Origin of the sequence: Pseudomonas beijingensis, assembly GCF_030687295.1 — a bacterium.
Lineage (GTDB): Bacteria > Pseudomonadota > Gammaproteobacteria > Pseudomonadales > Pseudomonadaceae > Aquipseudomonas > Aquipseudomonas beijingensis.
The window spans coordinates 774,380-794,577 of the sequence record NZ_CP117425.1; the positions used below are offsets into that span (position 1 = coordinate 774,380).

General features: G+C 63.2%; 21 protein-coding genes, 1 pseudogene and 1 riboswitch. Of the genes and pseudogenes, 18 read left to right on the forward strand and 4 right to left on the reverse strand.

What is annotated here, in order from left to right; all coding sequences use genetic code 11:
* Positions 1-33: 33 nt before the first annotated feature.
* The 5 genes from PSH84_RS03590 (at position 34) to PSH84_RS03610 (ending at position 4,615) form a co-directional block, all read left to right on the forward strand.
* Positions 34-1,092, forward strand: a complete 1,059-nt coding sequence (locus tag PSH84_RS03590; protein WP_305482286.1) for a DUF2066 domain-containing protein — start codon at positions 34-36, stop codon at positions 1,090-1,092.
* Between the two features lie 32 nt (positions 1,093-1,124).
* Positions 1,125-2,198 (forward strand): AI-2E family transporter, encoded by a 1,074-nt coding sequence (locus tag PSH84_RS03595; RefSeq protein ID WP_305482287.1) that lies wholly within the window; start codon positions 1,125-1,127, stop codon positions 2,196-2,198.
* 169 nt (positions 2,199-2,367) lie between these two features.
* A complete protein-coding gene (hda, locus tag PSH84_RS03600; RefSeq protein ID WP_003178999.1) occupies positions 2,368-3,072 on the forward strand; it encodes a DnaA regulatory inactivator Hda in 705 nt (234 codons plus the stop codon).
* 214 nt (positions 3,073-3,286) lie between these two features.
* Positions 3,287-3,913, forward strand: a complete 627-nt coding sequence (locus tag PSH84_RS03605) for a C40 family peptidase (protein WP_072411813.1) — start codon at positions 3,287-3,289, stop codon at positions 3,911-3,913.
* 165 nt (positions 3,914-4,078) lie between these two features.
* A complete protein-coding gene (locus PSH84_RS03610) occupies positions 4,079-4,615 on the forward strand; it encodes a C40 family peptidase (RefSeq protein WP_305482288.1) in 537 nt (178 codons plus the stop codon).
* A 137-nt stretch (positions 4,616-4,752) separates the two neighbouring features.
* Here PSH84_RS03610 and PSH84_RS03615 read toward each other — a convergent pair whose 3' ends face one another.
* Entirely contained in the window at positions 4,753-6,063 is a 1,311-nt protein-coding gene (locus PSH84_RS03615; RefSeq protein ID WP_305482289.1) for a PQQ-dependent sugar dehydrogenase, read from the reverse strand.
* A 206-nt stretch (positions 6,064-6,269) separates the two neighbouring features.
* A complete protein-coding gene (locus tag PSH84_RS03620) occupies positions 6,270-6,854 on the reverse strand; it encodes a hypothetical protein (protein WP_122569224.1) in 585 nt (194 codons plus the stop codon).
* Positions 6,855-7,012: 158 nt separating this feature from the next.
* Positions 7,013-7,221: riboswitch (cobalamin riboswitch) on the forward strand.
* A gap of 77 nt (positions 7,222-7,298) precedes the next feature.
* Between PSH84_RS03620 and cobO the strand changes: the two genes are divergently transcribed.
* From cobO to PSH84_RS03675, 11 genes and pseudogenes are all read left to right on the forward strand, one after another.
* Entirely contained in the window at positions 7,299-7,925 is a 627-nt protein-coding gene (cobO, locus tag PSH84_RS03625) for a cob(I)yrinic acid a,c-diamide adenosyltransferase (RefSeq protein ID WP_305482290.1), read from the forward strand.
* Positions 7,922-9,322 (forward strand): cobyrinic acid a,c-diamide synthase CobB, encoded by a 1,401-nt coding sequence (locus tag PSH84_RS03630; protein ID WP_305482291.1) that lies wholly within the window; start codon positions 7,922-7,924, stop codon positions 9,320-9,322. The genes cobO and PSH84_RS03630 overlap by 4 nt, the downstream gene beginning before the upstream one ends.
* Positions 9,319-9,969: a 5,6-dimethylbenzimidazole synthase gene (bluB, locus tag PSH84_RS03635; protein WP_305482292.1), complete on the forward strand. Its 651-nt coding sequence runs from the start codon at positions 9,319-9,321 to the stop codon at positions 9,967-9,969. Before PSH84_RS03630 ends, bluB begins: the two co-directional genes overlap by 4 nt.
* A complete protein-coding gene (gene cbiB / locus PSH84_RS03640) occupies positions 9,966-10,874 on the forward strand; it encodes an adenosylcobinamide-phosphate synthase CbiB (protein ID WP_305468095.1) in 909 nt (302 codons plus the stop codon). The genes bluB and cbiB overlap by 4 nt, the downstream gene beginning before the upstream one ends.
* Positions 10,867-11,859 carry a threonine-phosphate decarboxylase CobD gene (gene cobD / locus PSH84_RS03645; protein WP_305468094.1) on the forward strand — a complete coding sequence of 331 codons (993 nt, stop codon included), beginning with the start codon at positions 10,867-10,869 and terminating at the stop codon, positions 11,857-11,859. Before cbiB ends, cobD begins: the two co-directional genes overlap by 8 nt.
* Positions 11,856-13,307, forward strand: coding sequence for a cobyric acid synthase (locus PSH84_RS03650; protein ID WP_305482293.1), 1,452 nt, complete (start codon positions 11,856-11,858; stop codon positions 13,305-13,307). Before cobD ends, PSH84_RS03650 begins: the two co-directional genes overlap by 4 nt.
* 638 nt (positions 13,308-13,945) lie before the next feature.
* Positions 13,946-14,467, forward strand: coding sequence for a bifunctional adenosylcobinamide kinase/adenosylcobinamide-phosphate guanylyltransferase (cobU, locus tag PSH84_RS03655; protein ID WP_305482294.1), 522 nt, complete (start codon positions 13,946-13,948; stop codon positions 14,465-14,467).
* Positions 14,464-15,519, forward strand: a complete 1,056-nt coding sequence (gene cobT, locus PSH84_RS03660) for a nicotinate-nucleotide--dimethylbenzimidazole phosphoribosyltransferase (RefSeq protein ID WP_305468093.1) — start codon at positions 14,464-14,466, stop codon at positions 15,517-15,519. The genes cobU and cobT overlap by 4 nt, the downstream gene beginning before the upstream one ends.
* Positions 15,516-16,091, forward strand: coding sequence for an alpha-ribazole phosphatase family protein (gene cobC, locus PSH84_RS03665; RefSeq protein ID WP_305482295.1), 576 nt, complete (start codon positions 15,516-15,518; stop codon positions 16,089-16,091). The genes cobT and cobC overlap by 4 nt, the downstream gene beginning before the upstream one ends.
* A gap of 2 nt (positions 16,092-16,093) precedes the next feature.
* Positions 16,094-16,825, forward strand: coding sequence for an adenosylcobinamide-GDP ribazoletransferase (locus PSH84_RS03670; protein WP_305482296.1), 732 nt, complete (start codon positions 16,094-16,096; stop codon positions 16,823-16,825).
* Positions 16,826-16,892: 67 nt separating this feature from the next.
* Positions 16,893-17,012, forward strand: a pseudogene (locus tag PSH84_RS03675) (transposase); the annotation flags it as partial.
* A 28-nt stretch (positions 17,013-17,040) separates the two neighbouring features.
* On the opposite strand, the gene PSH84_RS03680 reads toward PSH84_RS03675, so the two are convergent.
* Both PSH84_RS03680 and PSH84_RS03685 read right to left on the reverse strand, forming a co-directional pair.
* Positions 17,041-17,775: a response regulator gene (locus PSH84_RS03680; RefSeq protein ID WP_305482297.1), complete on the reverse strand. Its 735-nt coding sequence runs from the start codon at positions 17,773-17,775 to the stop codon at positions 17,041-17,043.
* Positions 17,776-17,833: 58 nt separating this feature from the next.
* Positions 17,834-18,109, reverse strand: a complete 276-nt coding sequence (locus PSH84_RS03685; RefSeq protein ID WP_305482298.1) for a LuxR family transcriptional regulator — start codon at positions 18,107-18,109, stop codon at positions 17,834-17,836.
* A 372-nt stretch (positions 18,110-18,481) separates the two neighbouring features.
* On the opposite strand from PSH84_RS03685, the gene PSH84_RS03690 reads away from it, so the two are divergent.
* Together PSH84_RS03690 and PSH84_RS03695 are read left to right on the forward strand one after the other, a co-directional pair.
* Positions 18,482-18,886 carry a MarR family winged helix-turn-helix transcriptional regulator gene (locus PSH84_RS03690; protein WP_072348667.1) on the forward strand — a complete coding sequence of 135 codons (405 nt, stop codon included), beginning with the start codon at positions 18,482-18,484 and terminating at the stop codon, positions 18,884-18,886.
* 52 nt (positions 18,887-18,938) lie between these two features.
* Positions 18,939-20,147, forward strand: a complete 1,209-nt coding sequence (locus PSH84_RS03695; protein ID WP_305482299.1) for an MFS transporter — start codon at positions 18,939-18,941, stop codon at positions 20,145-20,147.
* Positions 20,148-20,198 lie beyond the last annotated feature (51 nt).

Here is a 20,198-nt window from a genome sequence, read left to right on the forward strand (position 1 = left end):
GCCTGTTCCAGCCGTTATGTCCGGGAATCTTCCATGCGTTTGTTGAAATTCTTGTCCGTGGCCTGCTTGTCGTTGATCAGCCTGGCGAGCCATGCCGAAACCGTCAATGGCCTCTATCAAGTGCTCGAACCGGTCACCAGCCAGACGCCGGAGGAGCGCAACCAGGCGACGCTGCGCGCCCTGGACACGCTGGTGCTGCGCCTGACCGGCGACGCCAAGGCGGCCCAGAACCCCGGGTTGGCGGCCATTCGCCAGGACCCGCAACAGATCATTCTTCAATATGGCTACGACGCCGGCCCGCCGGAAAGCCTCAAGGTGGACTTCGACCCGGCAAGCACCGATCGGGCATTGCGCTCGGCAGGTTTGTCGTTGTGGAGCGCGAACCGGCCATCGATCCTGGGCTGGTGGCTGAACGATTCGGCCGAGGGCTCCAGCCTGGTGGGCGACGGCCAGGCCAGCGCCACGCCGCTGCGGCGTGCCGCGCAGCATCGGGGCCTGGCACTGCACCTGCCGCTGGCGGATTTGAGCGAGCAGATCGTCGCCACCGCGCCGAACCTGGAAGGCAGCGACCCGGCGCCGTTGCGCGATGCCTCGGAGCGCTACGCGACGGATGCCTTGCTGGCGGTGCATGCCAAGGAAGAGGGCGGCCAGTGGCATGGCACCTGGCGCCTGTGGCTGGGGGATCAGCGCGAGCAGGGCACGGCCCAGGGCGCCGATCCTGCGGCCTTGGCCGATGCGGTCATGCTCGCGGTGAGTCAGCGACTGGCGCCGCGTTTCGTTGCCAAGCCGGGCGTGGCCACCGAGCAACTGTTGGAGGTGCAGGGCATGAACCTGGAGCGTTATGCGGCGCTAGGGCGTCTACTCGAACCGTTCGCTGGGCAGTTGCAGCGGGTTGAAGGGGACCGGATCGTCTATCGGGTCAACGGCAGCGCCGAACAATTGAAGGCGCAGTTGGCCCTGGCAAAACTGCAGGAAGTTCCAGCCGGTGAGGCCCACGCGCCGGTGCCGGTGGCGCCGCCCGCCACCGATGGCTCGACCCCGGTTGCGGCACCAGCGCCAGCACCGGCCGCCAACTTGCGGTTCCGCTGGTAGGTTGTCTTTCTTTATATAGCTAGGAGTGGTTCATGGGCGATACGCGGCGTTGGTTCTGGTTGGGCGGGGTTGCCCTGCTGTTCGCGCTTATCTATTTGTTGCACCCGATCCTCACGCCGTTCCTGGTTGCCTTGTTGTTGGCCTATCTGTTCGATCCGGTGGTGGATCGCCTGGAAAAACTCGGCCTGTCGCGGACCTGGGGCGTGGTGGCGGTGTTTGCGCTGTTCACACTGATTGTGAGCGCTCTGTTACTGGTGCTGATACCGATGCTCGCCAAGCAACTGGTGCGCCTGTACGAATTGGCGCCGCAGATGCTCGACTGGTTGCAGCACAGCGCGGTGCCGTGGGTGCAGTCGAAATTGGGCTTGGCCGACGGTTTCTGGAAGTTCGACAAGGTCAAGGCCGCCATCAGCGAGCACATGGGCCAGACTACCGACATTGTCGGCGTGGTGTTGAGCCAGGCCACGGCCTCGGGTTTGGCGTTGATGGGTTGGCTGGCGAACCTGGTGCTGATTCCGGTGGTGGCCTTCTATCTGCTGCGGGACTGGGACCTGATGATGGCCAGGATCCGCAGCCTGCTGCCGCGTCATCGCGAAGAACGCATCATGACCCTGACCGGTGAATGCCATGAAGTGTTGGGGGCGTTCGTGCGCGGGCAGTTGCTGGTGATGGTGGCCCTGGGTTTCATCTATGCGGCCGGGCTGATGCTGGTGGGGCTGGAGCTGGGGCTGTTGATCGGCTTGATCGCCGGGCTGGCGGCCATCGTGCCCTACATGGGGTTCGTGATCGGGATTGGCGCGGCGCTGGTTGCCGGGCTGTTCCAGTTCGGCGGCGACTTGTACCCGATGGTCGGCATCGTGGCGGTGTTCATGGTCGGGCAGGCCTTGGAGGGCATGGTGCTGACGCCGCTGTTGGTGGGTGATCGGATTGGCCTGCATCCGGTGGCGGTGATCTTCGCGATCCTGGCCGGTGGCGAGTTGTTCGGTTTCACCGGGATCCTGCTGGCGCTGCCGGTGGCGGCGGTGATCATGGTGCTGGTGCGCCATATGCACGATCTGTACAAGGATTCGGACATCTACAGCGGCGCCGAAGACCCTGATCTGTAGGGCAAATGGCCGGCGGGGTGTCAGGGAAACTGACGCTCCACGGCCTTGCCGCTGCAAACCTTTGATTTTGCTCGTGGTCCGGCGCATTGTGCGGTCCGCGCCACGGGTATAAACTTTGCGCACTTTACACAGAGGCCACTAACGGTTCCTTGGGAACTGTTCAGTCAGCATGAAACCGATTCAGCTGCCCCTAGGTGTGCGTCTGCGTGATGACGCCACCTTTATCAATTACTACCCAGGCGCCAATGCCGCTGCACTCGGCTATGTCGAGCGGCTTTGCGAAGCCGACGCCGGCTGGACCGAGAGCCTGATTTATCTGTGGGGCAAGGACGGGGTAGGGCGCACGCACTTGTTGCAGGCCGCGTGCCTGCGGTTCGAGCAACTGGGCGAACCGGCGGTGTACCTACCGTTGGCCGAGTTGCTGGATCGCGGCGTTGAAATCCTCGACAACCTGGAACAGTACGAACTGGTCTGCCTGGACGATCTCCAAGCCGTGGCCGGCAAGGCTGATTGGGAAGAGGCGCTGTTTCATCTGTTCAATCGGTTGCGCGACAGTGGCCGGCGCTTGCTGATCGCCGCCTCGACATCGCCGCGAGAGCTGCCGGTGAAACTGGCGGACCTCAAGTCTCGTCTCACCTTGGCGCTGATTTTCCAGATGCGACCGCTGTCCGACGAAGACAAACTCCGTGCATTGCAGTTGCGCGCTTCTCGCCGTGGCCTGCACCTGACCGATGAAGTCGGGCATTTCATCCTCACCCGTGGCACCCGCAGCATGAGCGCCTTGTTCGAATTGCTCGAACGTCTCGACCAGGCCTCTCTCCAGGCCCAGCGCAAGCTGACCATTCCCTTCTTGAAAGAAACTTTAGGCTGGTAAAACTGTCGCCAGATGATGGCTCATAGCCTGTTCTTGGTGCGGCGAAGCCCGCGGTTTTACTGGGTCGCAGGCCTGCAACCCACTCAAACCGGGCTTAAGCGCTTAGATGTAAACGAGAAATCAAGAAGTCACATTTGCATCGATTGAATTTGCAAATGAGGTTGATAGAGGGCATAGTCTCGCCATCTTTACTACTTCAGCCACGGTCGTGCCCATGCTAAATCGCTTCGCACCCCTCGTGCCTCTCGCACTCGTTACCCTGTTGTTCGGTTGCGCTGCCCACTCTCCAGTGTCCCAGCAAGCGCCACAACCACAGGTCCAGAATTCCGTTACTGCCCAGTCTTCCTCCGTTGCGTTCCAGGAAGAAATGGCCTCCGACAAAGAGCTCGCAGCCTTCGCCGGCAGCAAGCCTTACCAGCTTCCAGTACTGGCTGACAGCATCCTGGAACGTGGTATGTCGTTGATCGGCACCCGCTACCGTTTTGGCGGTACTTCTGAAGCCGGCTTCGATTGCAGCGGTTTCATCGGTTATCTGTTCCGCGAAGAGGCCGGCATGAACCTGCCGCGTTCCACTCGCGAAATGATCAACGTGAATGCCCCACTGGTCGCGCGCAATCAGTTGGAGCCCGGTGACCTGCTGTTCTTCAGCACCAACGGTCGTCGCGGTCGCGTCAGCCATGCCGGTATCTACCTGGGCGACAACCAGTTCATCCATTCCAGCAGCCGCCGCAGCGGTGGTGTGCGGATCGACAGCCTGGGCGACAGCTACTGGAGCAAGACCTTCATCGAAGCCAAGCGAGCCCTCGCCATGGCACCGACTGTCGTCACTGCTCGTAAGTAAGCACACAGTTTGTAAGGCAAACTTAAAGTCTTACTTGAAGTTTGCTGCATAGCCGCTAGAATCCTTGATCATTGATTGATGGCAATCCGCCTGCGTATTACGCAGGCGGATTTGTTTTCATGCCCACGGCAGAAAAGCCGCATCCAGATCAGGATTGTTCTGCATATGTCGACGTCGGCCCGCCTCGCGCTCATCTTCCTCGCCGCACTGCTCAGTGCGTGCGCCAGCCGTACCCCACCGCCAGCACCTGTTGTGCGGGCCCCGGTGGTCTTTGCACCCTCGCAACCCTTTTCCCCGGCCGCTGAAGATGTGCTCTTCCGGGCGCTGGGTCTGGTGGGTACGCCTTATCGTTGGGGCGGCAACACGCCGGATTCAGGCTTCGATTGCAGTGGCTTGATCGGTTATGTGTACCGCGACGCCGCCGGTATCGCGTTGCCACGTTCCACGCGGGAAATGATCAGCATGCGGGCGCCTGAGGTGGGTAAGGATGCGTTGCAGAGCGGTGACCTGGTTTTCTTCGCCACCAACGGCGGTTCCCAGGTCAGCCATGCCGGGATCTATGTCGGCGAGGGGCGCTTCGTCCACGCGCCGGCCACCGGTGGCACGGTCAAGCTCGACAGCCTGTCCAAGGCTTATTGGCAGAAGGCCTATCTGGGCGCCAAGCGTGTGCTGCAACCGGAGCACCTGGCGCGTAATCCCTGAGTTGTTGTTGCCCTGATCTGTGGGAGCAAAGCTTGCTCGCGAAACGGGCGCCTCGATCTCTGACAGACCGCATCGCTTCCATCGCGGGCAAGCCTTGCTCCCACAGTTCGGGCGGCGCTCACAAAGGTGTGTCGGCCTTATTTGCCTGACACCCGCCAAATCTTGTTCCCCACATCATCAGCCACCAACAACCCACCCTGCTTGTCGATCACCACGCCCACTGGCCGGCCCTGGGCTTTTTCGTCGGCGTTCAGGAAGCCGGTCAGCACATCCACCGGCTGCCCCACCGGTTTGCCGCCATTGAACGGTACGAAAATCACTTTATAGCCACTGTGGGGCTTACGGTTCCAGGAGCCGTGCTGACCGACGAAAGCCCCTTCGGTAAACGGTGCAGGCAAGGCGCTGCCTTCGGCGAAGGTCAGGCCTAGTGAGGCGGTGTGGGGGCCGACGGCGTAGTCCGGGGCGATGGCCTTGGCTACCAGGGCCGGGTTTTGTGGTTCGACCCGAGTATCAACGTGCTGCCCATAATAGCTGTAGGGCCAGCCGTAGAAGGCACCGTCCTTGACCGATGTGATGTAGTCCGGTACCAGGTCGCTACCGATCTCATCCCGTTCGTTCACTGCTGTCCAGAGCGCGCCGCTGCTTGGTTCCCAGGCCAGGCCGTTGGGGTTGCGCAGGCCTGAGGCGAAGATCCGGTGATTGCCGCTGGCACGGTCCACTTCCCAGATGGCGGCGCGACCTTCTTCGGCCTCCATGCCATTTTCCGCGACGTTGCTGTTCGAGCCGGTGGTGACGTACAGCTTGGTGCCGTCACGGCTGGCAATCACGTTCTTGGTCCAGTGATGGTTGAGCGTGCCCCCGGGCAGGTCGACGACCTTGATCGGTTCGGCCTTGATTTGCGTATCCCCGTCCTTGTAGGGAAAGCGGATCAGCCGGTCGGTATCGGCCACGTACAGGTCATTGCCGACCAGGGTCATGCCGAACGGCGAGTTGAGGTTTTCCAGGAACACCGTGCGGGTTTCGGCGATGCCGTCGTGATTGGCGTCGCGCAACAACGTGATGCGATTGGGGCTGGGCACCCCGGCGCCGGCGCGGCCCATGACTTTTTTCATCACCCAACCACGGATGCCCTTGGCATCATCCGGCTTGGGCGGGGCATTGGTTTCGGCTACCAGCACATCGCCATTGGGCAGCACGTAGAGCCAGCGCGGATGGTCCAGTCCTTCGGCGAACGCGCCCACTTGCAGACCCTGGGCCGGGGTTGGCTTGGCGCCTTGCGGCCAGCCGATGGCTTCGGCGATGTTGACGGTCGGGACCAGGGTCTTGTTTGGTTCAGGCAGTTTCGGCGCAGGACCGGTGCCATCGGACACTTGCAGCGTGGAAGACTCGCCACAAGCGACAAGCCCGGCGGCAAGGGCGGCGATCAGAAGGTGCGGTGGCTTGAGCATGCTGGCTTCCCTATAAATGCATGTAGTTATTCATAGAGAAGCGTAGGCACGCGATGGTTCAACTGCAGGACGAGTGTCAGCAGATAAGCCCACTGGGGGGAGCGAGCTTGCTCGCGATAGCGGTCTGACTGGCCCGCCGCTATCGCGAGCAAGCTCGCTCCCACAGTTTCTCCCACAGTTTCCCCACAGTTTTGGCGTGGATTGAGTCAGCCGTGGGCCTGTTTGAACAACACGGCGATACCCGGGTGATAATGCCCGGCTTCGTTGCGCAACTTGCGATAGGCGTAAGGGAAGTACCAGGCCACGGCGCAGGTGTTTTCCTTCTGCAGGTCGTCGATCATGTCCTGCAGTTCTTCGGGCGTGGCGCTTTGCTGGGCTTTTTGCGGCGAGACGAACAGGCAGCCCAGCTTCAGGTCGCTGGCGTAGCTGATGCGCTTGGCATCGCTGGTGGCTTCCGACAGCGGTTGGGTCAGGTTCAAGTTGTTGACCTTGGGCCAGCGTTGGGTGGCCTGGATGAAGGCCCGCTCCTCGGTGCTGGCGATGAACAGGTCGGCGCTGACGTTGCGTTCGCCTTCTTCATTCTGCTTGCGGGTCGGCGCGTTCTGCAGCGTGACCATCTCGGCCATCCAGGCGGCGGCCGACAACAAGCTGAGGTTGGCCCGTTCATCGAACCAATAGGGCGTGTCGTTATCGCCGCGTACGGCGTTGTAGCGGTCGATACAATCAAACCAGCGTTCCAGCACCGGGCGCAGGAATTCCAGTTTTGGATTGCTGATGAGCATGCCTTGCATGTTTTGCCCTCTTGTTCTTGTGATATCGGGTCGTGATGCCTATTTGATATCACTTGCCGTAGCGTGGCACAAGATTGGCGTCATTTTATTGATCGAGGCCAATGCTCGGTGCATGACCCGTGGCGGCTTTAATTGACGCTCCACCCCCAACCCTCTAACCTTCGCCGCTTGTTTCAGGTGCTCTGTGACGGTGTTCGACAGAGTGAAACAGGGAAGCCGGTGAGTGCACACGAACCCGGCGCTGCCCCCGCAACGGTAAATGAGTCAACGCTGTGCTTAAGCCACTGTGTCGCCGACATGGGAAGGCGCACAGACCGGCATTACGCCGCTCATGAGCCCGGAGACCGGCCTGATTCATCCAACGGCATCACGGTGGGCGATGCCAGGCTTGTTGCCGTCTTTTTTCTGCCCGCCCGCCGTTATCCAATCCCAACGGAGAGCCCCATGACTGACTCCCTCAGCACCGACACGTCCGATCGCGACGAACGCCACCTGGCGCGCATGCTGCGCAAGAAAGCCGTGATCGACGAGCGCATCGCCAACTCGCCGAATGAATGCGGCTTGCTGCTGGTGTTGACCGGTAACGGCAAGGGCAAAAGCAGCTCGGCGTTCGGCATGCTGGCCCGGTCCATGGGGCATGGCATGCAATGCGGTGTGGTGCAGTTCATCAAGGGGCGCAACAGCACCGGTGAAGAGCTGTTTTTCCGCCGCTTCCCGGAGCAGGTGCGTTTTCATGTCATGGGTGAAGGTTTCACCTGGGAAACCCAGGACCGTCAGCGCGACATCGCCGCCGCCGAAGCCGCCTGGGCCGTATCGCGTCAGTTGCTCAGCGATCCGTCCATTGGCCTGGTGGTGCTCGACGAACTGAACATCGCCCTCAAGCACGGCTACCTCGACCTCGACCAGGTGCTGAGCGATCTGCAGGCCCGTCCGCCGATGCAGCATGTGGTGGTGACCGGGCGTGGCGCCAAGGCGGAGATGATCGAGCTGGCCGATACCGTGACCGAAATGGGCATGATCAAGCACGCGTTCCAGGCCGGCATCAAGGCGCAGAAAGGCGTCGAGCTGTGAGTGATGCTCGCCACTGCCCGGCGGTGCTGATCGCCGCTCCGGCCTCGGGCCAAGGCAAGACCACCGTCACCGCCGCCCTGGCTCGTTTGCATCGCAACCAGGGACGCAAGGTGCGCGTCTTCAAGTGCGGCCCGGACTTCCTCGATCCGATGATCCTGGAGCGGGCCAGTGGCGCGCCGGTTTATCAATTGGATATGTGGATGGTCGGCGAGCAGGAAAGCCGTCGGCTGTTATGGGAAGCCGCCGCCGAAGCGGACCTGATCCTGATCGAAGGGGTGATGGGGCTGTTCGATGGCACGCCGTCCAGCGCCGATCTGGCGCGACATTTCGGTGTGCCGGTGTTGGCGGTGATCGACGGCACGGCCATGGCCCAGACATTCGGCGCCCTGGCCCTGGGCCTGGCCCGTTATCAACCGGACCTGCCGTTCGCCGGGGTCTTGGCCAACCGGGTCGGCACCTTGCGTCATGCACAATTGCTCGAAGGCAGCCTGACCGAAGGCCTGCGTTGGTACGGCGCGCTGTCCCGGGAAACCGGCATCGAATTGCCCAGCCGTCATCTCGGGCTGGTCCAGGCCAGTGAATTGAACGACCTCGACCTGCGCCTCGACGCAGCGGCCGAGGCCCTGGCCAGCAGTTGTGAAGTGGCGTTGCCGCCCGCCGTGGCGTTCGCCGCGCCCGAGGTGATCGCCGTGGAGCCGTGGCTCGCTGGGGTGAGCATCGCCGTGGCCCGTGACGAAGCGTTCGCCTTCACCTATGGCGCCAGCCTTGATCTGCTGCGGGCCATGGGCGCGCAGTTGAGCTTCTTTTCGCCGATCCATGACAGCGAACTGCCCGAGGCGGACAGCCTTTATCTGCCTGGCGGTTATCCGGAGCTGCACCACGTTGCGCTGGCCCGCAATACCCCGATGCTGGCCGCGATCCGTGCCCACCACGCAGCCGATAAACCGTTGCTCGCCGAATGCGGCGGCATGTTGTATCTGCTCGATTCATTGACCGATGTCGACGGCGTGCGCGCCGAACTGCTGGGATTGCTGGCCGGCGATGCGCAGATGCAAAAGCGCCTGGCGGCCCTGGCGCTGCAATCGGTGGATTTGCCGGAAGGCAACCTGCGTGGGCACACCTACCATCATTCCCTGACCAGCACTGAACTTGAACCGATTGCCCGTGGCCATAGCCCGAATGGTGGGCGAGGGGCGGAGGCGGTTTTCCGGCAGGGGCGGATGACGGCTTCCTATGTGCACTTTTATTTTCCGTCCAATCCCAGGGCGATTGCCGCGTTGTTTGCGCCCGGGCTTGAGGCCGCTATCGCGAGCAAGCTCGCTCCCACAGGGGACCCAGTGATCTCAAGTGCAGCGCTAGCCACTGTGGGAGCGAGCTTGCTCGCGAAGCGGCCATGACAGACACCGCTTTCTCCCAGGCCGAACGCGAAGCGGTCTACCGCGCCATCGCCGAGCGCCGCGACATGCGCCATTTCAGCGGCGGTACTGTGGAACCGGCCCTGCTGCGTCGTCTGCTGGAAGCCGCGCACCAGGCGCCCAGCGTCGGCCTGATGCAACCGTGGCGATTCATCCGCATCAGCGACCGCGCCTTGCGTGGACAGATCCGCGAACTGGTGGAGCAGGAGCGCATTCGCACCGCCGAGGCCCTGGGCGAGCGCAGTGATGAGTTCATGACACTCAAGGTCGAAGGCATCGACGACTGCGCCGAGGTGCTGGTGGCGGCGTTGATGGAGGATCGCGAGCGATACATCTTCGGCCGCCGGACCTTGCCGGAAATGGACCTGGCCTCGCTGTCCTGCGCGATCCAGAATCTGTGGCTGGCCTCCCGCGTCGAAGGGTTGGGGATGGGCTGGGTGTCGTTGTTCGAACCCCTGGCCCTGGCCGATCTGCTGGGCCTGCCCGCCGGGGCCAAGCCGCTGGCGATCCTCTGCCTGGGCCCGGTCGAGGGCTTTTACCCGGCGCCGATGCTCGCCCTGGAAGGTTGGGCGCAACCGCGTCCGCTCCATGAACTGCTGTATGAAAACCGTTGGGGAGTGAGCCCATGAGTGTGGCGTTGCTCAGTGCCGCCGCGGTGGCGCTGGATGCGCTGTTGGGCGAGCCCCGGCGCTGGCATCCGCTGGTGGCGTTCGGTCGTTTCGCCGATCGCATCGAACAGCGCTTCAACGCCGGTGGGCGTGGCTGGCGCAGTCACGGGGTGACAGCGTGGGTGATCGCGGTGGTGCCGTTGACCCTGCTGGCCACGGCCCTGTCCTGGGCGCCGATGGTGGGCTGGTTGGTGGAGATCCTGGCGTTGTACTGTGCCCTCGGCCTGCGCAGCCTCGGCGAGCATGTCGAGCCGGTGGCGCGGGCGCTGCGCAGCGGTGACCTGGAGCAGGCGCGCCAACGTGTCGGCTACCTGGTCAGTCGCGAGACGGCTGAACTGGATGAAACCGCCGTGGCCCGCGCCGCCACCGAGTCGGTGCTGGAAAACGGCAGCGACGCGGTGTTCGCCGCGTTGTTCTGGTTCGCCGTGGCCGGCGCGCCCGGTGTGGTGTTGTACCGCTTGAGCAATACCCTCGACGCCATGTGGGGCTACCGCAACGAGCGCTTCGAGCGCTTTGGCTGGGCGGCTGCGAAGATCGACGACGTGCTCAACTACATTCCGGCACGCCTGGTGGCGTTGACCTACGCGCTGCTCGGCAAAACCCGTCTGGCGCTCAAGTGCTGGCGCACCCAGGGCCCGACCTGGGACAGCCCCAACGCCGGGCCGGTGATGGCCGCCGGGGCCGGAGCGCTGGGTGTGGAGCTGGGCGGGGCGGCGGTTTACCACGGCGAACTGCACCAACGTCCGCCCTTGGGCGAAGGCGTGGCGGCGAGTGCCGATTCCATTGATCGCGGCTGGCAATTGGTCCAGCGCGGGGTATGGTTGTGGTTGCTGATTCTCTGCCTGGGAGCTGAGTTCTATGCTTGAGCACGGCGGACGCTTGCGCAATGCGGCCCGGCAATACGGCATTGCCGAGGCCGATTGGCTCGATTTGTCCAGCGGCCTCGCGCCTTGGCCGTTCGACGTTCCGGCCATTCCCCTGCGGGCCTGGGCGCGCCTGCCGGAAACCGATGATGGATTGGAGCAGGCCGCCTGCGACTACTACGGTGCATTAGATGTGCTGCCGGTGGCCGGTTCGCAGATGGCCATCCAGCTGTTGCCGCGCCTGCGTCGCAGCGGCAAGGTCGGCGTCTTGTCGCCCTGTTATGCCGAGCACGCCGAAGCCTGGCGCCGCAGTGGCTATATCGTGCGCGAAGTACTGGAAGCGGAAGTGGATTTCTTTCTCGACAGCCTCGACGTGTTGGTGGTGGTCAATCCGAACAACCCCACGGGCTTGAGCCTGGCGCCCGAGCGCTTGTTGGACTGGCATGCCCGCCTGGCCCAGCGCGGTGGCTGGCTGGTGGTGGATGAAGCCTTCATGGACGTCACGCCGGCGCTGAGCCTGGCGGCGCACACCCATCTGGTCGGGCTGATCGTGCTGCGTTCGTTCGGCAAGTTCTTTGGCCTCGCCGGGGTTCGCCTGGGCTTTGTCTTGGCCGAGCGCCGCTTGCTCAAGTTGCTCGCCGAACAAGTCGGGCCGTGGGTCGTCAGCGGGCCGACCCGGGTACTGGGCCAGGCCTGCCTGCTGGACAGCGCCGCCCACGCAGACCAGCGCCAACGCTGCCAAGCCACGAGCCAACGCCTGGCGCTGTTGCTTGAACGCCACGGTTTCAAGCCGCAGGGCGGCTGCGGATTGTTCCAATGGCTGGTCACCGAGCACGCCCAGGGGCTGCACGATTTCATGGCCCAGCGCGGCATTCTCCTGCGCCTGTTCGTGAACACCAGCAGCCTGCGTTTCGGGCTGCCGGCCGACGACAGCGAATTCCTGCGCCTCGAACAGGCCTTCGAGGCCTACGCCAAGGACACCCAATGACCACAGTGATGGTGCAGGGCACCACGTCCGATGCCGGCAAAAGTACCCTGGTCACGGCTTTGTGCCGCTGGGTCCGGCGCCAGGGTGTGGGCGTGGTGCCGTTCAAGCCTCAGAACATGGCCCTCAACAGTGCCGTGACGGCCGACGGCGGCGAAATCGGTCGCGCCCAGGCGGTGCAGGCCCAGGCCGCCGGACTCGAGCCGCACACCGACATGAACCCGGTGCTGCTCAAGCCCAACAGCGACACCGGCGCCCAGGTGATCATCCATGGCCGCGCCGTCACCACCATGAACGCCGTGGCTTATCACGATTACAAAGCCATCGCCATGCAAGCGGTGCTGGCCTCCCACGCGCGCTTGAGCGCGGCCTATCCGGTGGTCATGGTGGAAGGCGCTGGCTCGCCGGCCGAGATCAACCTGCGCGCCGGTGACATCGCCAACATGGGCTTTGCCGAGGCGGTGGACTGCCCGGTGTTGCTGATCGCCGATATCAATCGCGGCGGGGTGTTCGCCCATCTGGTCGGCACGCTGGAGTTGCTTTCCCCCAGCGAACAGGCGCGGGTCAAAGGCTTCATCATCAACCGTTTTCGTGGCGACATCGCTTTGCTGCAACCGGGCCTGGACTGGTTGGAGGCGCGCACCGGCAAACCGGTGATCGGCGTATTGCCCTACGTGATAGACCTGCACCTGGAAGCCGAGGATGGCCTCGATCAACGCCAGATCGACAAGGCCGAGCAAGTGCTGAAAGTGGTGGTGCCGGTCTTGCCGCGCATCAGCAACCACACCGATTTCGATCCGCTGCGCCTGCACCCGCAAGTCGACCTGCAATTCGTCGGCCCCGGCCAGCCCATCCCGCCGGCCGACCTGATTATCCTGCCCGGCTCGAAAAGCGTGCGCAGCGACCTGGCCTACCTGCGCGCCAACGGTTGGGAGACGGCGATCCATCGTCACCTGCGCTACGGCGGCAAATTGCTGGGCATCTGCGGCGGTTTGCAGATGCTCGGCCAGCACGTCCATGACCCGTTGGGCCTGGAAGGCGCGGCCGGTTCCAGTGCCGGGCTGGGCCTGCTGGATTTTGAAACGACCCTGGAGCACGAGAAGCAATTGCGTAATGTGCGCGGGCGATTGGCCTTGGAAGCGGCCGAGGTCAGCGGTTACGAGATCCACGCGGGAGTGACCAGCGGCCCGGCCCTGGAAAACGCCGCGGTGCACTTGGAAGACGGCCGTTGCGACGGTGCCCAGAGCCTCGACGGACAGGTGTTCGGCACCTACCTGCATGGGCTGTTCGAATCACCGGCGGCCAGTTGCGCGTTGTTGCGTTGGGCGGGGTTGCAGGAGGTGCAGGCGGTGGACTACCACGGCTTGCGCGAGCGGGACATCGAGCGGTTGGCGGATCTGGTGGAGCGGCATCTGGATACTGGATTGTTGCGTGAGCTCTGTGGGATCTAGGGTAGCAGGGCCGGCCCCTTCGCGAGCAAGCTCGCTCCCACAGGGGATTTGTGTGCACAGCAGGCACGGTGTGGGCTCTGTGGGGGGTAGGGTAGCAGGGGCGGCCCCTTCGCGAGCAAGCTCGCTCCCACAGGGGATTTGTGTGCACAGCAGGCACGGTGTGGGCTCTGTGGGGGGTAGGGTAGCTGGGCTGGCCTTATCGCGAGCGGGCTCGCTCCCACATTGGATCTCTGATGACCACAGCATTCATGTACACCCTGGATCAACTGTGGGAGCGAGCCTGCTCGCGATGAGGCCGGCATCAACACCGCTAATACAACGTAGCCAATGTCCCAGCATTGGATTTGCGGGGGCACATAAATCCCCTGTGGGAGCGCAATGCGGTTCATTTAAGAAAAATGATGGACCTGTGGCGAGGGAGCTTGCTCCCGCTCGGCTGCGAAGCAGTCGTAAACCGGCGGGAGCGGTGGTTTGATGCTCCGCATTTGGCAGGTTATGGGGCCGCTTCGCGGCCCAGCGGGAGCAAGCTCCCTCGCCACGGGTTTGTCGATTGCCTTAAGTGAACAGCATTACCTGTGGGAGCGAGCTTGCTCGCGATGGCGCCAGTCACCACACCGCCAAATAAAAGGTAATGATCCATGCTGCAACTGATCCTCGGCGGCGCCCGCTCCGGCAAGAGTCGCTTGGCTGAAAAACTCGCGGCGGACACCGGCTTGCCAGTGACCTACATCGCCACCAGCCAACCCCTGGACGGCGAGATGAACCAGCGCATCGCCCAGCACCGCGCCCGACGGCCGGCCGAATGGACGCTGGTGGAGGAGCCCTTGGCCCTGGCCCGGGTGCTGCGGGAAAACGCCACCCACGGGCAATGCCTGCTGGTGGATTGCCTGACCCTGTGGCTGACCAACCTGCTGATGCTCGACGATACCGAGCAACTGAACGCCGAACGCGAAGCGCTGCTGGACAGCCTGGCCGTGCTGCCCGGGGAGATCATTTTTGTCAGCAACGAGACCGGCATGGGTGTCGTGCCGCTGGGCGAGCTGACTCGCCGTTACGTCGATGAAGCCGGTTGGCTGCATCAAGCCTTGGCCGAACGTTGTCAGCGCGTCGTGCTGACCGTCGCGGGCCTGCCCCTGACTCTCAAAGGTACTGCGTTATGAATCATCGCTGGTGGCTGGACCCGTGCAAGCCCGTCGATACCCACGCGCTGGAAATGGCTGCGGCCCGTCAACAACAGCTGACCAAACCCGCCGGTTCGTTGGGCCGACTGGAATCGGTGGCGGTGCAACTGGCGGGCCTGCAAGGGCTGGTCAAACCGAGCCTGGAACGGCTGTGGATCGCGATTTTCGCCGGTGACCATGGCGTGGTCGCCGAAGGCGTATCGGCCTATCCCCAAGCGGTCACCGGGCAGATGCTGCTCAACTTCGTCAGTGGCGGTGCAGCCATCAGCGTCCTGGCGCGGCAACTGGGCGCGTCCCTGGAAGTGGTCGACCTGGGCACCGTCACGCCATCGTTGGACCTGCCCGGTGTGCGGCATCTGAACCTCGGGCCGGGCACGGCGAATTTTGCCCAGGGCTCGGCCATGACGGTGAGCCAGGGCGAGCAGGCCTTGCACGCCGGGCGCGACAGTGTGCTGCGCGCGGTCGCGGCTGGGACGCAATTGTTCATCGGCGGCGAGATGGGCATCGGCAACACCACCGCCGCCAGCGCCTTGGCCTGCGCCTTGCTCGAATGCCCGGTGGTGCATCTGGTGGGGCCGGGCACGGGGTTGGACGCCGCGGGTGTCAGCCACAAGACCCAGGTGATCCAACGGGCCCTGGCGTTGCACGCTGCCCAGGGCAACGACCCGTTGCAGACCCTGTTCAACCTTGGCGGTTTTGAAATCGCCGCGTTGGTCGGTGCGTACCTGGCCTGTGCCCAGCAGGGCGTCGCCGTGCTGGTGGATGGCTTCATCTGCAGCGTCGCGGCCCTGGTGGCCGTACGGCTCAATCCCGCGTGCCAGCCGTGGTTGCTGTTCGCCCATCGCGGCGCCGAACCGGGCCATCGCCATGTGCTGGAAACCCTCGGCGCCGAACCGCTGCTGGAGCTCGGCCTGCGCCTGGGTGAGGGCAGTGGCGCGGCGTTGGCGGTGCCACTGTTGCGCCTGGCCTGTGACCTTCACGGACAGATGGCGACGTTTGCCGAAGCGGCCGTGGCGGATCGCCCGGCATGATCTTGCGCCTGGACCTGCTGCGTCACGGCGAAACCGAACTGGGCGGCGGCCTGCGCGGCAGCCTCGACGACGCCTTGACGACCAAGGGCTGGGAGCAGATGCACACGGCTGTCGCTCAAGGCGGGCCCTGGGATCGCCTGGTCAGTTCACCGCTGCAGCGCTGCGCCCGTTTCGCCGAGCAACTCGGCGCCCGTCTCAACCTGCCAGTGCATTTGGACAAAGACCTGCAAGAGTTGCATTTTGGCGCCTGGGAAGGTCGCAGCGCGGCGGCACTGATGGATACCGACGCCGAGGCACTGGGCCGGTTCTGGGCTGACCCCTATGCCTTCACGCCCCCCGAAGGCGAGCCGGTGCTGGCGTTTTCCAGCCGCGTCCTGACGGCAATCGAACGCCTGCGCGCGGCCTATGCCGGTCAGCGGGTCTTGCTGGTCAGCCATGGCGGCGTGATGCGCCTGCTGCTGGCCCAGGCCCGCGGTCTGCCTCGGGAGCAGTTGCTCAATGTCGAAGTCGCTCATGGCGCGCTGTTTTCCCTTCAGGTGTCGTCCGGCTCCGTACTGGCAGAGGTTGGCTGAAGATGTTGCCCTTCTGGATCGCCCTGCAATTTCTCAGCAGCCTGCCGGTGCGCCTGCCCGGCATGCCCGAGCCCGAGCAACTGGGTCGTTCATTGTTGTTCTACCCATTGGTGGGGCTGTTGTTCGGCGGCGTGCTGTGGTTGCTCAATGCACTGCTGTTGGGGGCGCCGCCGTTGCTGCACGCCGCCCTGTTGCTGACAGCGTGGGTGTTGCTCAGCGGCGGCCTGCACCTCGACGGCCTGGCCGACAGCGCCGACGCCTGGCTGGGCGGCTTTGGCGACCGCGACCGCACGCTGCTGATCATGAAGGATCCGCGCAGTGGGCCCATCGCGGTGATCACTCTGGTGTTGGTGCTGCTGCTCAAATTCACCGCGTTGCTGGCGTTGATCGAACAGGGGCAAATGTTGGCCTTGATCATCGTGCCGGTGCTGGGGCGTGCGGCGTTGCTGGGCTTGTTCCTGACCACGCCTTACGTGCGGGCCGGCGGGTTGGGCCAGGCCCTTGCCGATCATCTGCCCCGGCGTGCAGCGTGGTGGGTGTTGTTGGTGTGCGCGCTGGGGGGCGTGCTGGTGGCGGGTTGGGCGGGTGTCTGTGCGTTGGCCGTGACCTTGGCGGTATTCGTCGGCTTGCGGCGGATGATGCTGCGCCGGCTCGGGGGCTGCACCGGGGATACGGCCGGGGCATTGCTGGAGTTGCTGGAGATGGCGGTGTTGGTGGGGTTGGGGTGGGTCTGAGTTGACGGGAACGCGATGGGGCCCGTTTCGCTCGGAAAATCCCAAGCTCTGGGCGCGGAGCTCCCAGGAGGAGTCGAACAATCAGCGCAACGGTAAAAGCGGCAAGACTGTTCTGACAGACGACGGTCCGCTTCGTCTGGAGATTCCCCGTAATCGCGATGGCAGCTTTGCGCCGGTTTCGACCCCCGCTAAACAAAATGAACCTAGGTGGCCAGTCAAACCTTTAACCCACTCACCCGAGCAAACTCTATCAACCCACCGTCATGCCCAAGTCCCAACTTGTCCATGGCGGTGCGCTTCTGTCGGCTGATGGTTTTTTCACTGCGATTGAGCTGGGCCGCTATCTGCCTGCCCGACATCCCGCGCACGAACAACCTCACCACCTCCAGCTCCCGTTCGGAAAGACTCACCCGACTGGCGTCCGAGCTGGTGGCGGCCAAGGACTGTTCTTGCAAAAGTTCGAGGAACGCTGGGCATGCATACCGTCGCCCCAGGGTGACACCGAGGATGGCCTGTTTCAGTTCCGTCAAGGGACTGCGTTTATCAAACAAGCCGTTCACGCCGGTATTGAGCAAGGCCTGCAACACGGATGGATTGCGCAGCATGGTGATCACGATCAGGGGACAGGCACGGTAGTGGCGTTTCAAATAGCCCATCAGGGCCAGGCCGTCCGGGAACTGCCCATCCGGCATCGAATAGTCGCTGATCACCAGGTCGCAGGGGGTACGCTCCAAGTGCTGGAGCAGTTCATCGGCGTTGCGGGCTTTGGCAACCACTGAAAATCCAGCCCCCGCCAGGACCATTTCGATACCCGTCAATACGACGGGGTGATCGTCGGCGAGGATGATGCGTATGGGGTTATCCGAAAGGGGCCTGTGCGACACTCGCGTATCGTCACAGGTGCTGAGGCCGAAAATGTCGCGGTGTTCAGGCGTGTGGTTCAGATTCATTGCTGCCTCTACAGGGTCAAAGCACATCCCGACCGCTGCAGAGATGCCATCGGAGCGCTCAGATCAAGCCTCGTTCGCGCGCGATTTTCCCCGCGAGATGACGCGAACTGACGCCGAATTTTCGGCGAATGTTGTTGAAGTGATAATTGACGTTGGCCTCGCTGCAATCGACGATGACGGCAATCTCCCACGAAGATTTGCCAGCCTCGCTCCACTGCAGGAATTCCTTCTCCCGCTTGGTGAGCCGGATCGCTTGAGCTGGGGTGTTCTCCGTGGAGTGGTAATGGCCCTGGTATGGCGCCGAACGTCCAGAAATCGCGGTGCTGTGATACATGACTGAAACTCCCATTCATCATCATTACTTGATGGCGTGGGGGTGGCGGAATCTTCCTACTTCTTGATGGCATGGTTCGCACGACCCGTCTTCAAGCCCATAGGCAGGGCTGAAACACGGTTTCGTTTATAGCTTGATTCAAAGCACCTGAAACCTGTCAGACATTACAGGTGGGGGACTCTAATGAGTAACGATTGAAAAGGCTGTCAGCCAAAGCGCCTGATTTTGTGGGATTTATTTCCTTCTGGTTGACGATTCCGTTTGTCCTGATCAAGCAAGAAACCAGGAGAAAGCGAGGCTTGGGGGCACATGACCCAAGTGAAATCGCCATTTAAATTTGCATTCAGCCAACCCCGGGTATATACACGCACCATGCTTCCCTCCCAATGTTTGTGCATCAACCTGCGTCGTGCCGCCCGTGGCGTCAGCAGGTATTACGACGGCGCCCTCGACGGCTTCGGGATCAACGTTGCCCAGTATTCTTTACTGAACAACCTGGCGCGCCTGGACCAACCGAGTATTTCCTCCCTGGCCGAGGCCATGGGCCTGGATCGCAGCACCCTGGGGCGCAACCTGCGGGTGCTGGAAGGCGAGGGGCTGGTGGCGTTGGCCGAGGGTGACGACTTGCGTAACCGTATCGTCGTGCTCACTGACGCGGGGCACGCCCGGTTGGCGGCAGCACTGCCGGCCTGGGAAGCGGCGCAGCAGAAATTGATCGATAAGTTGGGTGCGGAGAAGCGCGCGACTTTGCTGGCTTTGCTGGATGAACTGGCGTGAAGCGGGTTCGTCCGATGATAAGTGGGTATATACCCGCGACTGGAGAACAAAAATGACATCGATGTGGCGTACCTGTGGTTGGGTCCTGGTGGGCAGCGCGCTGATCCTGGCGTTGTCCCTGGGCGTGCGGCATGGCTTCGGCCTGTTCCTCGCGCCCATGAGTGCCGAGTTCGGCTGGGGCCGTGAGGTATTTGCCTTCGCCATCGCCTTGCAGAATCTGATCTGGGGTCTGGCGCAGCCTTTCACCGGTGCGCTGGCCGACCGCTTCGGTGCGGCGAAAGTGGTGCTGATTGGCGGTGTGCTGTACGCACTGGGCCTGGTGTTCATGGGCATGGCCGACTCGCCATGGTCGTTGTCGTTGAGCGCGGGCCTGTTGATTGGTATCGGTCTGTCGGGCACGTCGTTCTCGGTGATTCTGGGCGTGGTCGGGCCGGCCGTACCGGCGGAAAAACGCAGTATGGGCATGGGCATCGCCAGTGCCGCCGGTTCTTTCGGCCAGTTCGCCATGCTGCCCGGTACGCTGGGACTGATCGGCTGGCTCGGTTGGTCGGCGGCGTTGTTGGCGCTGGGGCTGCTGGTGGCGTTGATCGTGCCGCTGGTGAGTATGCTCAAGGACGCGCCGGCGCCACTGAGCGGCAAAGAGCAAACCCTGTCCGAAGCGTTGCGCGAGGCATGCGGTCATTCGGGTTTCTGGCTGTTGTCCGTGGGCTTTTTTGTCTGTGGTTTCCAAGTGGTTTTCATCGGGATACACCTGCCGGCCTACCTGGTGGACCAACACCTGCCCGCCAGTGTCGGCACCACCGTGCTGGCGCTGGTTGGGTTGTTCAATATCTTCGGCACCTACACCGCTGGTTGGCTGGGCGGACGCATGTCCAAGCCACGCCTGTTGACCGGGTTGTACTTGTTGCGTGCGGTGGTGATCGGCTTGTTCCTGTGGCTGCCGGTGACGACCACCACGGCGTACCTGTTTGGCATGGCGATGGGCTTGCTGTGGCTGTCGACCGTGCCGTTGACCAACGGCACGGTAGCGACCCTGTTTGGTGTACGAAATCTGTCGATGTTGGGTGGGATCGTGTTCCTGTTCCACCAGTTGGGCTCGTTCCTCGGTGGTTGGTTGGGTGGGGTGGTGTATGACCGTACCGGCAGCTATGACGTGATCTGGCAGGTTTCGATCCTGCTCAGCCTATTGGCGGCGGCGTTGAACTGGCCGGTGCGTGAACGGCCGGTGGCGCGCCTGCAAGTCCAGGTCGGTGCGGCATGAGTCGCATCGGCCCGTGGTTGATCGCTGCCGGCGCTGGCCTGCTGCTGGCGT